The organism is Halomonas sp. PAMB 3264 (assembly GCF_031954245.1).
Lineage (GTDB): Bacteria > Pseudomonadota > Gammaproteobacteria > Pseudomonadales > Halomonadaceae > Vreelandella.
In genome coordinates this window covers 2,756,551-2,769,522 of sequence record NZ_CP134866.1, presented here as the reverse complement: position 1 = coordinate 2,769,522, position 12,972 = coordinate 2,756,551, and the positions used below count along the sequence as shown (strand labels likewise).

The following is a 12,972-nucleotide window of genomic DNA, read 5'->3' as shown; positions in this document are numbered from 1 at the left end:
GCAGGACTCTCGGTTGTTGGGTTTGGTGGCGTGTCTTGCTCAGTCGTATCGTGCGGTGTCGTCAGGTGCTCGCCTTGATCAGGTAATCATAGGCGTTTTTGATCCGTTGAAAACGCTGCGAGGCGAGCGCCACGTGGTGCTCGCTTTTGGCATAGGCACGGTCCGGGTGATGGAGCTGCGCCAGGCGTCGATAAGCGCGACGGATCTCCTCACGCGTAGCGCCGGGGGAAAGGCCCAGCACCGCCAGCGCCCGGCGGCTTTTGTAGGCGCCGGAAGGGTCATGGGCACTGTTGGAGGCGCGCTCGGAGCGGTCGCGCTCGCGGCGCGCCTGCTCGTTGGCCTGCTCGGCTCTTTCCCGCGCCTTTTCCCTTTCGCGGGCGCGCTGCTGCTCGGCCTGCTGTTCGGCCCGGGCGCGCTCGGCCTGGGCCTGCCGAAAGGCGGCGTCCTCGCGCAGCCAATAGTCGCTTCGGCTGATGTCTTCGGCCGGTGTGAGCGCGTGACCGGTCAGCTCGCCAAAAAGCGTGGTGAGCGCGGCGGGCTCGAAGGCCAACACGTCGGCTAAAAAGCGCAGCACGTAGTGGTTGGAAGGCGATAGCGTGCCGTCGTCGGTGGCAAGCCCGATGGCTTGCTGCAGGATGGTGAGTCGCCGCGCCGGGGTCGACTCGCTCTGTACGACCTCGGCGGCCAGCTGCAGCGCGCTCACGTCCTGCTCGCCGGCGATTTCGAGCAGCTGTTTGAGCCCGGTGGCGTAGCGAAACTGCGCGCCGGCTCGGGCCAAACGCTGAAGTCGCTGGGTCGGCGAGAGCTCCGGGCGCTTGCACAGCACCCAGGCCAGCAATAGCAGCGCCGCCGACTCCACCCGGCTACGGCTTTCGATCAGCACACGCTCGAAACGAGAGAAGCGGGCGGCGGGCATTCGGGCTCCCTGCGGTGGTGAAGAGTCAACGAGCAATACTCGCCCGCCCCTTGATCGATGGCAAGCCCCATTCTGGTCTATGCTAAGAGATCATTAACCAGGTCAATGCCTTAAAGAGCCGCTGATGCGCTCTTGCCGCGAGGGAGTCCGCGCCCAGGTGATCAACGTCGAGCGTAAAAACAGCTTTCAGCTTAGCCTGACCCGGCGGCTGAAAGAGGAGACGTCGCATACGCTGGATGTTTATCTGTTCGTTCCCGGCGAGCTTGGACTGAGCACCCAGCTGGTGAGCGAAGACGCCTTTTTCCACAGCGCCCTTCATGTCTCGCGCACCTATTACAGCGATCAGTATCACCTGCCGCTGGTGCACAGCCGTTTGGCGAGCCGCAACCGGCTGGGTAGCGAATCCTATCGACTGAGTTTGAGCTTGTACGCCTACCAGTACGTGCTCGCCCTGGAGCAGGCGGTACAGAAGGTGTTGGCGGATACCCGCTCACTGCGCCTCGACAAGAAGGAGCCGCTGACGGATTCCGAGCGCGAAGAGCGTCAGGCGCTGATGGACAAGGTCGACGAGGTCAACGAACTCAGCGAAGGCATTCTCAAGCGGCTGCGGCGCAACGAGCCCAGCGACGAAACGCTCTACAAGTACTTCGCCAACATCGATAACTACCTCTCCTGGTTCACCGAGCAGCAGCGTTTGGCTCTGGTGGCGCACCTGCCGCGGGGTGGGGTTTTCAACCCGGTGCGCGCCCAGCTGATCGCGCTTTGCGAAGTCGAAAACGCCCACCGGCGCGAGCGTCAGTACAACGCCGAGCGGGTCATGGCCGACCCTACCCGCATATCCAACAAGATGCGCCTGCTGCGCCGGCTGATCGAGTACCCGATCACCCTGAAACAGGAGTCTTTAGAGCTTGGGCAGAACGAGCAGCGCGTGGTCAAGGCGCTGGCAACGGCGGTCGTCATGGCGTTCGTGACGCTGGGAATCCTGCGCGTACGCGACGTGGTGGGCGATATCACCGCGCTGTTCGTGCTCGCCATGGCGCTTTTGTACGCCATGCGTGAGGTGTTCAAGGACGATCTGCGCAACACCCTATGGCGACTTCTGCGCAAGGGCCGGCCCAAGTGGCGCCGTCAGTACAAGGACGCCACGCGCGACGTGGTCGTCGGCCGCCAGCTCGAGTGGTTCAATTACAAGCGCTTCAAATCACTCGACGAGGAGATCAAGAATCTGCGCCACCGGAGCGTCACCCAGCGCGAGGAGCAGGTGCTGCACTATCGGTCGCAGTCACGTATGTCGCCCACGCGCTTTTTGAGTGGCTACGAACACACCCGCGAAACCCTGACGCTGGACATTTCGCTGCTCACCCGGCTGATGAGCAAGGGCAAGCACCATATCTACCGGTTGAAGGAGGGCCAGGCGGTGCGAGAAAGCGTCGAGCGTCGCCATTTGTTCAACCTGGTGATTCGCGAAACCGGCAGCGAAGATGCCCCGCACCTGGCGCGCTGGAAAGTAGTGGTCAGCCGCTCGGGAATCGTCGATGTCGAACGGGTCGACGAGGCCATCGCCCCCGCCAACGAAAAGCGCCCCTGAGGGCGCTTCGCGACTTACGCTTCACTACTTACCGTTCGATACTTACCGTTCACGACTTTCCGCTCAGGTCTTTACCTGTTCGATCGCGCGCTCGAGCTTGTCGACGCTGCGCTCGGTGTGGTGCAGCTTGTCCAGGCCGAAAAGCCCGATGCGAAAGGTCTGGAAGTCGTCGCCTTCGTCGCACATCAGCGGCACGCCGCCGGCGACCTGCACGCCGGCCCCGGCAAGCTTGCCGACGATGCCGGCATCGTCTGTGTAGCTGACCACCACGCCCGGCGCCTGAAAGCCCTCGGCGGCCACGCTATCAAAGCCCTGGCGGGCCAGCATGGCGCGTACCTCCAGCCCCAGGTCGATCTGCTCCTGCTTTACCTTGTCGAAACCGTACTCGCGGGTCTCCTGCATGATGTCGCGCAGCGTCGTGAGCGCGTCGGTGGGCATGGTGGCGTGGTAGGCGTGGCCACCGTTCTCGTAAGCCTGCATGATGGCGTGCCACTTGCCCAGATCGCAGGCAAAACTGTTGCTTTGAGTGTTCTCCAGGCGCTCGACGGCGCGGCTTCCCAGCATGACCATGGCGCAGCAGGGCTGGCCGCTCCAGCCTTTCTGCGGGGCGCTGACCACCACGTCGACGTTCAGATCCTGCATGTCGACCCAGAGCGTCCCGGCGGCGATGGCGTCGAGCACGAACAAGGCGCCCACTTCACGGGCGGCACTGGCTACCTCGCGGATATAGTCATCCGGCAGCAGCACGCCCGCCGAGGTTTCCACCTGAGGGGCGAACACCACCGCGGGTTTCTCCGCGCGAATGCGCTCGGCGACCTCGGCGGCCGGCACCGGCGCGAAGGGCGAGCGGGCGTTTGCCGGGTCGAGGCGGCGCGCCTTGAGCGCGGTGTGGTCATCGGTCAGCCGGCCCATCTCGATGATCTGGGTCCAGCGGTAGCTGAACCAGCCGTTGCGCAGGATCAGCACTTTCTCGTTCTGGGCAAACTGGCGGGCCACCGCTTCCATGCCGAAGGTGCCGCTACCGGGCACGATGACACTTGAATCGGCGTTGTACACCTCCTTGAGCGTGGCGGAGATATCACGCATCACGTCCTGAAAGCGCTGGGACATGTGGTTCAGCGAGCGGTCGGTGTAGACCACGGAGTATTCGAGCAGACCGTTGGGGTCGACGTTGGGCAACAGAGCCGCCATGGCGTTTCTCCTGAGACAGGCGAGAAGGAAAGGGGCCTCAGCATACGAGGATTCGAAAATCGGCGCCAGCCGGGGTCGGCCGGCGCCTGAGACGAGCACGCGTTAGCGCGGCGGCAATTGCTCGGGGCCGAAGGCATCCGGCAGCAGCGACTCCATGGTGTAGGTCTTGAGCACCTCTCCGTCGCGGGAGACGACGTGGATTTCGGTCTCGGGCGTGGCGAACTCGCGGATGCGCTGACGGCAGTCACCGCAGGGCGTACACAGGTGCTCGCCCGGGCCCATTACAAACACGCGGGCAAGCGTTCGCTTTCCGCCGGTCACCATGGCGGAAAGCGCCGACCCTTCGGCGCAGATGCCTTTATAGTGCGCTACCTCGACGTTGCAGCCGACGAAACGCTCGCCGTCCGGCGTCTCCATTACGGCGGCCACCGGGTGGTCGGAGTAGGGTACGTAGGCGCGCCCGAGCGCCTGGGTGAGCGACTCGAGCAGAGTGGTTTCTACCTTCATGCTTTCTCCGTGGCGTGCACGCCCTTGTCGCGCAGTACGGCCTCGAGCGCAACGGTCATCATGTCGTTGAAGGTGTTCTGGCGCTCGGCACTCGAGAGCGAGTCGCCCTTGAGGATGTGATCCGAGACGGTGCAGATCGTCAGCGCCCGGGCACCAAACTCGGCGGCGACGCCGTAAAGCCCCGCGGCTTCCATCTCCACGCCGACGATGTTGAAGCGCTTCATCAGCTCGGCCATGTGCTCCTGCGGGTTGTAGAAAAGATCCGCGGAAAAGATGTTGCCCACCTTGACCGGCACGTTCTGCGCCTTGGCGGCGGCGACGGCGTGGCTCGCCCACTCGAAATCGCCAAGGGCGGCGAAGTCGTGGTCGTTGAAACGCATACGGTTGACCTTGGAGTCGGTGCTGGCACCGAGGCCGATCACCACGTCGCGCACGTTGACGTCGTCGCGTACCGCCCCACACGAGCCTACGCGAATGATCGATTTCACCCCGTAATCGGTGATCAGCTCCTTGGCGTAGATCGAGACCGACGGAATGCCCATGCCGTGGCCCATCACCGAGACGTCCACGCCCTGGTAGGTGCCGGTGAAGCCGAGCATGCCGCGCACGTCGTTCACCTGACGCACGTTCTCCAGATAAGTCTCGGCGATGTACTTCGCCCGCAGCGGGTCGCCGGGCATGAGCACGGTATCGGCGAAATCGCCGGGTTCTGCGTTGATGTGCGGCGTTGCCATGAAAACTCCTTGAGTAACCGGTTGAAGATCACGCGACGCGGGGCAAAAAGCTCTCGCCGTCGTCGAGGGCGCGCAGTACGAAGTAGTCAGCCAGGGTCTGGCCGATATCGGCGAAGGTATCGCGTTTACCCAGCGGGCCCGGCGTAAAGGTGGCGCCATGCACCAGAATCGGCACGTATTCGCGGGTGTGCTCGGTGCCTTTCCAGCTCGGGTCGCAGCCGTGATCCGCGGTCAGCACCAAGAGATCGTCCTCGTCGAGCGCGTCCAGAAGCTCCGGCAGGCGGGCGTCGAAGTGCTCGAGTGCGCTCGCGTAGCCTTTGATATCGCGGCGGTGGCCGTAGAGCGAGTCGAAATCGACGAAGTTGGCCATGATGAAGGTTGGCTTGTCGCGGCTATCGGTACGTGCGATCTCGCCAAGCGTTGCCTCCATCAGCGCGTCGTGGCCGCTCGCCTTCACCTTGTGGGTGATGCCGCAGTGGGCGTAGATATCGGCGATCTTGCCGATCGACACCACCTCGCCGCCGGACTCCTGGAGCTTTTGCAGCACTGTTGGCGTAGGCGGCTCGATGCTGTAGTCGCGGCGATTACCGGTGCGCTCGAAGCTATCGGCGCTCTCACCCACGAACGGGCGGGCGATGACCCGACCGATGTTGTAGGGCTCGAGCAGCTCGCGCACGGTTTCGCACAGCGCGTAAAGACGCTCAAGGCCAAAGTGCTCCTCGTGGGCGGCGATTTGAAACACCGAGTCCGCCGAGGTGTAGACGATCGGCTTGCCGGACTGGACGTGCTCTTCGCCTAGGCGCGCGATGATCTCGGTGCCCGAGGCGTGGCAGTTGCCGAGCGTGCCGGGAAGCTCGGCTTGCTCCTTGATTTTTTCCAGAAGCTCCGGCGGGAAGCTCTGCTCTTTATCGAGGAAGTAGCCCCAGTCGAAGCGTACCGGCACGCCGGCGATCTCCCAGTGTCCGGAAGGCGTGTCCTTGCCGCTGGAGATCTCCTGGGCGTGGGCGTAAGCGCCGCTCAGCTCCTCGGGAAGCTCGACGCCTTCGGCCACGGCGCCGGTGGCGTCACGGTGGGCGTGGAAAAGCCCGAGCTTGCCCATGTTGGGCAGCTTCAGGGGGCCGCATCGGTCATCGGTATCCGCCTCGCCACGCGCGCAGGCGGCGGCGATGTGGCCCAGGGTGTCGGCGCCTTCATCGCCGAACGCCGCGGCGTCCGGCGCCGAGCCGATGCCGAAGGAGTCGAGTACCACTACAATCGCGCGACGCATTAGGCTTCTCCTCTAAAGGTGTCCTGAATCAGCGTGTCGGCGTCGACGGCACTCTGGCCCAAAATGATCGCGGCCTTGAGCTGCTCGGCGGCGCGGTTGGCGGCGTCTTCGCTCGCCGCGTGCACCATTGCCAGCGGCCGATCAGCGTCGACGCGAGCACCGATTTCGGCAATCGCGCTAAAGCCAACGCTGTGATCCACCCTGGCGTCGTTACGCAGGCGCCCGCCGCCGAGCTCGACCACGCTCATGCCCACCGCGCGCGTATCGATACGGTTCACGATGCCGGCCTCATCGGCGTAGACCGGCTTCACTACGTTCGCTTTGGGCAGGTAGTGCTCCGAGCGCTCCATGAAGTCGTTCGGGCCGCCGAGCTCGGACACCATGCGCGCAAAAATTTCGGCAGCGGCGCCGGAGTTCAGCGCTTTTTCGAGCATCGAGAGGGCTTCATCGCGGCTGGCGGCGAGCTTGCCGGCCATCAGCATCTCGACGGCGAGTTCGCGGGTGACCTCCATCACGCGGCTATTGGCGCGCTCGCCGCGCAGAAGCGCCAGTGTCTCGACGATTTCCACCGCGTTGCCGGCACACGGCGCCAGCGGCTGGCTCATGTCGGTCAGAAGCGCGGTGGTCGGCGTGCCGGCCTGGGTGGCCACGTTGGCGATGCTCTCGGCAAGCTCGCGGGATTTTTCCGGCGTCGGCATGAAGGCACCGCTGCCGACTTTCACGTCCATCACCAGCGCGTCGAGGCCCGAGGCGAGCTTCTTGCCGAGGATCGAGGCGGTGATCAAGGGAATCGACTCCACCGTGCCGGTCACATCGCGTACGCCGTAAATGCGCTTGTCCGCCGGCGCCAGGTTGCCGGTCTGGCCGATGATGGCGACGCCGGTGGATTTCACTACCTGGCCGAAGCGCTCGGGAGCGGGGTAGGGGTCGTAGCCGGGAATCGATTCGAGCTTGTCGAGTGTGCCGCCGGTGTGGCCGAGCCCGCGCCCGGAAATCATCGGCACGAACGCGCCGCAGGCAGCGACCCAGGGGCCGAGCACCAGGGACACCAGATCACCGACGCCGCCGGTGGAGTGCTTGTCGACCACCGGTCCTGGCAGGTTCAGTGAATCCCACTGCATGACGTGGCCGGAGTCACGGGTGGCGGTGGTCAGCGCGACCACTTCCTCACGGCTCATGCCGTTGAGGAAGACCGCCATGGTGAAGGCGCCGATCTGGGCATCGCTGATGCGATCGTCCGCCACGCCCTGAACGAAGTGCTTGATCTCATCAAAAGGCAACGCCTGGGCGTCGCGCTTAAGGCGGATGAATTCCTGGGGGAGCAGGTGTGCCATGATTAGTAGCCTCCTTCTTGTGTCGCGGCATCGGCGTCAGGGTTCAGGGTCATCAGCACGTCACCCAACAGGCTCGAGGCACCGAAGCGAAAGTGCTGCGGGGTGATCCAGTGCGGACCCATGATGTCGGCGGCGAGTTTCAGGTATTCAGCGGCCTCTTCGACGGTGCGCACACCGCCGGCGGCCTTGAAGCCGACATCCTGGCCGCTCTCCTTGATCGCGCCGAGCATGATCTCGGTGGCTTCAAGCGTTGCGTTGGTAGCGACCTTGCCGGTGGAGGTCTTGATGAAGTCGGCGCCGCCTTCGATGGCGAGTTCGCTGGCGCGCTTGATCAGTTCGGGCGTTTTCAGCTCGCCGGTCTCCAGAATGACCTTTAAAAGCGCCTGACCGCCGCAGGCTGCCTTGCACATTTCGACCAGCTCGCGGCCGGTCTCTTCGTCGCCGGCCATCAGCGCGCGGTAGGGGAAGACCACATCGACTTCGTCGGCGCCGGAGGCCACGGCTTCGCGGGTTTCCCGCGCCGCGCCCATGATGTCGTCGCCGCCGGCGGGGAAGTTGGTGACCGAGGCGATCTTCACCTGATCTTTCAGGTTGTGCGCGGTGAGCGCGCGGGCCGCGGTCACGATGAACTGTGGGTAGACGCAAATGGCGGCTGGGGTCCCGACCGGGGTTTTGACCATCTGGCAAAGCGACTCGATGCGCGCATCGGTATCGTCGTCGTTGAGGCTGGTGACGTCCATCAGGGCGAGCGCTTGTTTAGCGGCTTGAATCAGGTCGGAAGAGGCAGTCATGGCGTTCTCACGTTGGTGTTGAAAAAAATGGGGTATTAAGAAAATTGGTGTCAAGAGAAACAGTGTAAAAGCATGCGCACGAAAAGCAGGCCGGTAAAAAAACGAACGGGCACTGCGCTTGGCCGTGCCCGTTCAGTTTAGCGCTTGCGGCAGGGCTTATGCCGCTACATTGCCCAGGGCGATGAAAAAGCCCGCGATCGACGCCGACATGAGATTCGAAAGCGTCCCCGCGAGTACGGCTTTGACACCGTAACGGGCAATCTCGTTGCGTCTTGTCGGCGCGATACTGCCAAGCCCGCCCAGCAAAATGGCGATCGAGGACAGGTTGGCGAAGCCACACAGCGCAAAGGACAAAACGGCCTGCGTATGTGGCGTCATCATCTGACCTGTCGCGGCCACCACCTGTTCCCCATCGATGTAGGGCGCCAGGTTAATGAACGCGACGAACTCGTTGACCACGATTTTCTGGCCGATGAAGGAGCCGGCAAGCGTGGCCTCGGACCAGGGAACGCCGAGCAAAAACGCCAGCGGGGCGAAGAGCCAGCCAAGAATCAGCTCCAGACTCAGCGACTCGAAACCGAACCAGCCACCGACTCCGCCCAGAATGCCGTTGACCAGCGCGATCAGGCCGATGAATGCCAGCAGCATCGCGCCCACGTTGGCGGCCAGCATCAGCCCGGAGCTTGCCCCGGAGGCTGCGGCGTCGAGCACGTTGACCGGCTTGTCCTCCTGCTCCTTGAGCTCCTCGTCCACTTTGGTGATGCTATCGGCATCCTGGTTGTCCCGGGTTTCCGGCATGATCAGCTTGGCGAACAACAGCCCGCCGGGGGCGGCCATGAACGAGGCGGCGACCAGGTACTCCATGGGAATACCGAGCTGCGCGTAGCCGGCGAGCACCGATCCGGCGACCGAGGCAAGCCCGCCGCACATCACGGCAAAGAGCTGCGACGGCGTCATGCGCGCGATGAACGGGCGCACCACCAGCGGCGCCTCGGTCTGGCCGACGAAGATGTTGGCCGTGGCCGAGAGCGACTCGGTGCGTGAGGTGCCGAGTGCTTTCTGCAGTGCACCGCCCAGAATCCGGATGATCCACTGCATGATCCCCAGGTAGTAGAGCACGGCAATTAATGAGGAGAAGAAGATGATGACCGGCAGAACGCGCACGGCAAAGACGAAACCGATGCTTTCGACGTCCGCCAGACCCCCGAACAGAAAGTCGATACCGTCGTTGGCGAAGACCAGCACCTGGCTCACCCCGGCGGAGATCGTCTCCAGAAAGACCTGGCCGAAGGGGATGTAAAGCACGAACGCCCCGATCCCCGCCTGAATGGCAAAGGCGCCGAGCACCGTGCGCAGGCGTATGGATTTGCGGTCATAGGAGAAAATCAGGGCGATGATCACCAGGGTGGCCATACCGACCAGGCTCATGAGGAGTGTCATAAGGAGATCCCTTGAGTTCGCGAGGCACGCCTCGGGTTACAGGAAGTTGAGCTTGACCGTATAGATCATCGCATTTTGATACACGTTCGGCGCGCCCAACTTGTTGTCCGAATAGCGATACTGAATGCCGGTGGTGATCAGATCCGCCGGATGCCACCAAAGACCTACCGCGCCGTTGGTGCCGGTGCTGCCCGCGGTGCCGTTCACGTAGTTCTGCTCAAGGTAGTCGCTGTCACGATCGAAGGTTTGCTCGTGCCAGTTGGTGATGCCAAAGCCCTGACCGAACGCGGTGAAGTCGTAACCCGCGACCCAGCCGGCCATGTAGCCGTTCATGCCCGTGTAGCCGTCGCTTTGCACCCGCGCCGGGCCGATGAAGGGCTTGAACCAGAAGCCGTTATCGAAAGTGGCGCGATAGCCGAAGCCGAGGATCTGATCCTGCTCGCGGCTATTGAAACCGTAGTCGCGGAAATCGTAGATGTGGGCGTAGACCGAGAAGGGCGTGTCACCCAGGTAGATATGCGAGGTGACCTTGCCCGCGGTGCGAAAGTTATCCTGACCGTTGCTCGATTCGTCGAACTGGTCGTTGGTCGGGTTCTCGAAATCGAAAAAGCCGTAGAATTCACCCCAGCTAAAGCCCACACCGCCTTCGAGCTCGACATAGGTGAAATCGCTTTTGGCGGCGTTGCTCGCCGTGCGACGCTCGGTGCCGTTGGACCAGTCCAGGTAGTTGACCGAGACGTTGCTAAACGACCAGAGCCGGTCGAGGGTTTGTGGCTCGGGCTCATCGGCCAGTGTGGGAGAGGCGATCAGGGCGCCGGCGAGTAGCGTCAGGGCACCACGGGTTACCGTGCGCTGTGAATCAAGGGTAAAGCGTTGAGCAGTCATAAGGCCTCAAATGGTCGAAATAGCGCCGCCGCGCTCTGTTTTTATAGAGTACGAAATCAGTATGCGCTGAGAGTGTGATCATCGGTGCGGGCTGGCGGATGTTATAATTATAACATTCAGTGTTATTCCTTTAACACCGATTTGCAACCGGCGTTTGCAGGCGTTGCTTGTTAGGCACGATTGCAGGCATCTTTTGAACGCCGTATCTACAAACAGTATTGATAAAAAGTATGTACAAACCGTGTTTGCGATCATGGTTCGAGCGAGGTCAGAAACAGCATGAGCGATCGTCGTGAGGAGCGACTCACTCTTTTAAGAGAAGCGCTGGTCAACGAGGGGACGCTGCATCTGCGCGATGCGGCGACGCTCTGTGGCGTGAGCGAAATGACCATCCGGCGCGACCTGCATACCTGCTCGCAGTCGATCAGTCTGATTGGCGGGCGGCTGATCAAAGTGTCTCCCCAGGCGAGCGCCTATGATCTCATCGAACAGCAGGCGCTGGGGTATCCGGCCAAGTACCGGCTTTGCCAGCGTGCGCTTTCGTTCATCGACGAGGGCGATACGCTATTCATCGATTGCGGCTCGACGCTTTTACCGCTGCTGGGTTTTCTGGCGCGTTTCAAGGCGCTCACCGTCGTCACCTACGCGCTCAACGTGGCCACGAGCGTGGCCAAACTTCCCAGCGTGCGGCTCATCGTTTTGGGAGGGCTCTACTACCCCGCGTCTCAGTCCTTTGGGGGAGAGCGACTGGCGGAGCAAATCCGTGGTCTTGGCATCAACAAGGCGCTGATAACGGCGGCCGGAATCGACGATGACCAGGGCGTGAGCTGCTTTCATTTTCACGAAGTCGCGCCCAAAAAGGCGGCCATCGCGACCGCTGAAAAGCGAATTTTACTCGCCGATACGCGCAAAATGGGTGTTGTTCGACCGGCCTATTTTGCTACCCTTGGCGACTTCGATGTATTGGTGACAGATGATGAGCAGGTTTCAAAGCGATTTGAGGCCGGCTTGGCCTCTATGCCGGACATCGCAATCACCTGGCCTTGAGCGCGATCACTAACGGTTTTAAACGAGCAGGGTGCGGCAATGCGTCGCTTTCTGCGCGCACGTAATCGGTAGAAAATGTTCGTGCTTGTGTTTGTGCGTGAAACGCACGCCAGGTTCGCTACCAACCCCATGCGGTAGCGCATATTTTTCCCGGTGTTATCAGGCGTTGCTCTAGTGCCCTGGGAAAAATATGGGGTGCTAGTTGGTCTGCTATATGGCATATCGTTTGGCTTGCTGTCTGGCGACTAGTTTTGAAACGCAACTCTGACGAGATCGCACCATGCAACAACCCTCCCAATGGCGCAGGCGTGGCACTTTCTTCGTGCTCCTCGCGCTGTGCTTGCTCCTTGCAGGCTGTAGCTCGGCCCTGATGGACCCCAAGGGCGATATTGGTGAAGCGCAGCGTTCGCTGATCTTGAGCTCCTTTGGCTTGATGATGATCGTGGTCATTCCGGTCATCGTGCTGACGGTCGCTTTCGGCTGGCACTACCGCCGTAGCAACACCGTGGCACAGTACCTGCCGGATTGGGCGCACTCCAACTTGATCGAGGCCATCGTGTGGCTGGTGCCCGTGGTCATCGTTGCCATTCTGGCGGTGATTACCTGGCGCTCTTCTCACGAGCTCGACCCGCACCGTCCGCTGGAAAGTGATGAGCCGACCCTCGAAATCCAGGCGATCTCGCTGGATTGGAAATGGCTGTTCATCTACCCCGAGCAGGGCATCGCCACGGTCAACGAAGTCGCTCTGCCGGTCAATCGCCCGGTACGCTTTCGTGTGAGCTCCGGCTCGGTGATGAACTCGCTGTTCATTCCGCGCCTGGGAACTCAGATCTACGCGATGGCGGGTATGGATAACGACGTTCACCTCGTTGGTAACGAAATCGGCACCTACTGGGGTCGTTCGACCAATTACAGCGGCGCAGGTTTCGCTGGCATGGTCTTCGATGCGCTGGTGACCTCCGATGAAGACTTCGAGACGTGGGTAGACCAGGTGCGCGCCGAGGGTGAGCCGTTGACGTATCCCGAAGGCTACTCCGAGCTTGCCGAACGCTCCTCGTTCGTCGATGTCCGGTACTTCTCGGATGTGACGCCGGAGTTCTACGAGCGGCTAGTAAGCAGTTTCCATACGGGAACCGACCCTGAGACGGACACGCAGGACGCAGACCGTGCACCGGCCGTTGATACCAATGAAGCCTATCAATCGACCGACAACCAAGAGGGTGAGCGATCAGATGACGATGAGCTCATCAGCAACGAGGCGGGAGGGTAAGC

General features: G+C 62.1%; 12 protein-coding genes. 3 read left to right on the top strand and 9 right to left on the bottom strand.

Features of this window, described 5'->3' with window-relative positions:
* Positions 1-61: 61 nt before the first annotated feature.
* Positions 62-916, bottom strand: coding sequence for a DnaJ domain-containing protein (locus RN347_RS12560; RefSeq protein ID WP_311958437.1), 855 nt, complete (start codon positions 914-916; stop codon positions 62-64).
* Between the two features lie 157 nt (positions 917-1,073).
* On the opposite strand from RN347_RS12560, the gene RN347_RS12555 reads away from it, so the two are divergent.
* On the top strand, positions 1,074-2,504 hold the full coding sequence (locus RN347_RS12555; RefSeq protein ID WP_263587289.1) for a hypothetical protein: 1,431 nt from the start codon (positions 1,074-1,076) through the stop codon (positions 2,502-2,504).
* Between the two features lie 63 nt (positions 2,505-2,567).
* Here the strand turns inward: RN347_RS12555 and RN347_RS12550 are convergent, their stop codons facing one another.
* The 8 genes from RN347_RS12550 to RN347_RS12515 form a co-directional block, all read right to left on the bottom strand.
* Positions 2,568-3,695: an aminotransferase class V-fold PLP-dependent enzyme gene (locus RN347_RS12550; RefSeq protein ID WP_311958436.1), complete on the bottom strand. Its 1,128-nt coding sequence runs from the start codon at positions 3,693-3,695 to the stop codon at positions 2,568-2,570.
* A 102-nt stretch (positions 3,696-3,797) separates the two neighbouring features.
* The gene (gene cdd / locus RN347_RS12545; protein WP_263586488.1) at positions 3,798-4,202 is read right to left on the bottom strand and encodes a cytidine deaminase; all 405 of its coding nucleotides are present in this window, start codon (positions 4,200-4,202) and stop codon (positions 3,798-3,800) included.
* Positions 4,199-4,936, bottom strand: coding sequence for a purine-nucleoside phosphorylase (gene deoD / locus RN347_RS12540; protein ID WP_311958435.1), 738 nt, complete (start codon positions 4,934-4,936; stop codon positions 4,199-4,201). The genes cdd and deoD overlap by 4 nt, the downstream gene beginning before the upstream one ends.
* A gap of 28 nt (positions 4,937-4,964) precedes the next feature.
* Positions 4,965-6,203, bottom strand: a complete 1,239-nt coding sequence (locus tag RN347_RS12535; RefSeq protein WP_311958434.1) for a phosphopentomutase — start codon at positions 6,201-6,203, stop codon at positions 4,965-4,967.
* Positions 6,203-7,537, bottom strand: coding sequence for a thymidine phosphorylase (gene deoA / locus RN347_RS12530; protein ID WP_311958433.1), 1,335 nt, complete (start codon positions 7,535-7,537; stop codon positions 6,203-6,205). Before deoA ends, RN347_RS12535 begins: the two co-directional genes overlap by 1 nt.
* 2 nt (positions 7,538-7,539) lie before the next feature.
* Positions 7,540-8,328 carry a deoxyribose-phosphate aldolase gene (gene deoC / locus RN347_RS12525; protein WP_311958432.1) on the bottom strand — a complete coding sequence of 263 codons (789 nt, stop codon included), beginning with the start codon at positions 8,326-8,328 and terminating at the stop codon, positions 7,540-7,542.
* A 156-nt stretch (positions 8,329-8,484) separates the two neighbouring features.
* Complete coding sequence (locus RN347_RS12520; RefSeq protein WP_252106554.1) at positions 8,485-9,768, bottom strand: NupC/NupG family nucleoside CNT transporter; 1,284 nt, start codon at positions 9,766-9,768, stop codon at positions 8,485-8,487.
* Between the two features lie 36 nt (positions 9,769-9,804).
* Entirely contained in the window at positions 9,805-10,653 is an 849-nt protein-coding gene (locus RN347_RS12515) for an outer membrane protein OmpK (RefSeq protein WP_311958431.1), read from the bottom strand.
* Between the two features lie 279 nt (positions 10,654-10,932).
* On the opposite strand from RN347_RS12515, the gene RN347_RS12510 reads away from it, so the two are divergent.
* Both RN347_RS12510 and cyoA read left to right on the top strand, forming a co-directional pair.
* Positions 10,933-11,700 carry a DeoR/GlpR family DNA-binding transcription regulator gene (locus RN347_RS12510; protein WP_311958430.1) on the top strand — a complete coding sequence of 256 codons (768 nt, stop codon included), beginning with the start codon at positions 10,933-10,935 and terminating at the stop codon, positions 11,698-11,700.
* Positions 11,701-11,980: 280 nt separating this feature from the next.
* Complete coding sequence (gene cyoA, locus RN347_RS12505; RefSeq protein ID WP_263586495.1) at positions 11,981-12,970, top strand: ubiquinol oxidase subunit II; 990 nt, start codon at positions 11,981-11,983, stop codon at positions 12,968-12,970.
* The last annotated feature ends 2 nt before the right edge of the window (positions 12,971-12,972 follow it).